The organism is Streptomyces sp. NPDC057253, assembly GCF_042669125.1.
Lineage (GTDB): Bacteria > Actinomycetota > Actinomycetes > Streptomycetales > Streptomycetaceae > Streptomyces.
This window is the reverse complement of record NZ_JBHUXV010000299.1, coordinates 1-1570: the sequence shown is the minus strand read 5'-3', so window position 1 is coordinate 1570 and position 1570 is coordinate 1. Positions and strand designations below refer to the sequence as shown.

Sequence of the window (1570 nt, the reverse complement as noted above, 5' to 3'; positions counted from 1 at the left end):
GGTGACGATGGTCACCGGCCCCTTTCGCCGTCGTATTACAGGTACAGGCCGGTCGAGTCCTCGGAGCCCTCGAACCGGTCGGCGGCCACGGCGTGCAGGTCGCGCTCGCGCATGAGGACGTACCCGACGCCCCGCACCTCGACCTCGGCGCGGTCCTCGGGGTCGTAGAGCACACGGTCGCCCGGCTCCACGGTGCGGACGTTCTGTCCCACGGCGACGACCTCGGCCCAGGCCAGCCGACGCCCGACGGCCGCGGTGGCCGGGATCAGGATGCCGCCGCCCGACCGTCGCTCGCCCTCACCGTTCTCCTGCCGCACCAGCACGCGGTCGTGCAGCATCCGGATGGGCAGCTTGTCGTGCGGGGTGTCGTTTCTCTTGGCGCTCACGCCACTGAACCTACCTGTCTTCGACGCCCGAGTACGCGGCCGGGTCAGCCCTTGCGACGCCGGGCACCGAGGGCGAGGAGCCCCACGAGTCCCACGGCGACGAGGGCGACGGGCACGACACGCTCGAGGCGGGGCGAGCCCTCCTCGTCCACGAACTGGGCCTTCACCTCGGTGACGGCCTTGTTGACGGAGACGTAGGCCCGTCCGAGCGTGTGATCGATGTTGGAGACGACCTTGGCCTTGGCGTCCCCGACGATCGTCTTCGGGTGCACCCGCACCCCGATCTCGTCGAGCGTATCGGCCAGCACTTCGCGGCGGCGCTTGATGTCCGCCTCGATCTGCGCCGGGGTTCTGATGTCCGACGTGTCCGCCACGGCAGGCCCTCCGAAGTCGCTTCGTACGTGTCGTGGACAGTCTGTCAGTTCCCGGCGCGACCGCACTGTCAGGACCCCCGGTTACGCTGACCCAATGAGCGAGCGACTCCAGCCCGGGGACGTGGCCCCCGCCTTCACCCTGCCCGACGCCGACGGCCACGAGGTCTCCCTGTCGGACCACAAGGGCCGCAAGGTCATCGTCTACTTCTACCCGGCCGCGCTGACCCCCGGCTGCACGAAGCAGGCCTGCGACTTCACGGACAACCTGGAGGTGCTGGCCGGCGCGGGCTACGACGTCATCGGCATCTCCCCGGACGCCCCGGAGAAGCTGGCGAAGTTCCGCGAGAAGGAGTCCCTGAAGGTCACGCTGCTGGCCGACCCGGAGAAGTCCGTGACGGAGGCCTACGGCGCGTACGGCGAGAAGAAGAACTACGGCAAGACGTACATGGGCGTCATCCGCTCCACGGTCATCGTGGACGAGGAGGGCAAGGTCGAACGGGCCCTGTACAACGTCCGCGCGACGGGCCACGTGGCGAAGATCATCAAGGACCTGGGCATCTGAGGTCTCGCGTCCCCCTGCCGAACGGCCCGCACCGGAACATCCGGCGCGGGCCGCTTTACGGAGGCGAGGACTTCCCTCGTCGCGTGATGTCCCAACCCGTACACTGAACGCTGCCGGTCAGCTTGATGACCGTTTTGCGCGGCCGTGATGGAACTGGCAGTCATGCTGGGTTTAGGTCCCAGTGGGTTCACACCCGTGTGGGTTCGAGTCCCACCGGCCGCACACATGGAGAGGGGCCACCCCAGCGG

General features: G+C 68.5%; 3 protein-coding genes and 1 tRNA gene. 2 read left to right on the top strand and 2 right to left on the bottom strand.

Annotation, left to right across the window (positions count from 1 at the left end; translation table 11 throughout):
- Nucleotides 1-35: 35 nt before the first annotated feature.
- Both ACFULQ_RS49110 and ACFULQ_RS49105 read right to left on the bottom strand, forming a co-directional pair.
- A complete protein-coding gene (locus ACFULQ_RS49110; RefSeq protein ID WP_020138964.1) occupies nucleotides 36-386 on the bottom strand; it encodes a co-chaperone GroES in 351 nt (116 codons plus the stop codon).
- A 44-nt stretch (nucleotides 387-430) separates the two neighbouring features.
- Complete coding sequence (locus ACFULQ_RS49105; protein WP_383558362.1) at nucleotides 431-760, bottom strand: DUF3618 domain-containing protein; 330 nt, start codon at nucleotides 758-760, stop codon at nucleotides 431-433.
- A gap of 94 nt (nucleotides 761-854) precedes the next feature.
- Here ACFULQ_RS49105 and bcp point away from each other — a divergent pair, with 94 nt between their 5' ends.
- Both bcp and ACFULQ_RS49095 read left to right on the top strand, forming a co-directional pair.
- Nucleotides 855-1322, top strand: coding sequence for a thioredoxin-dependent thiol peroxidase (gene bcp, locus ACFULQ_RS49100; RefSeq protein WP_383558359.1), 468 nt, complete (start codon nucleotides 855-857; stop codon nucleotides 1320-1322).
- Between the two features lie 138 nt (nucleotides 1323-1460).
- Nucleotides 1461-1544, top strand: a tRNA-Leu gene (locus ACFULQ_RS49095).
- Nucleotides 1545-1570: the final 26 nt, after the last annotated feature.

Coding starts and splice junctions, on each gene's coding strand:
- bcp (WP_383558359.1), top strand. CDS start 855: ATGAGCGAGCGACTCCAGCCCGGGGACGTGGCCCCCGCCTTCACCCTG.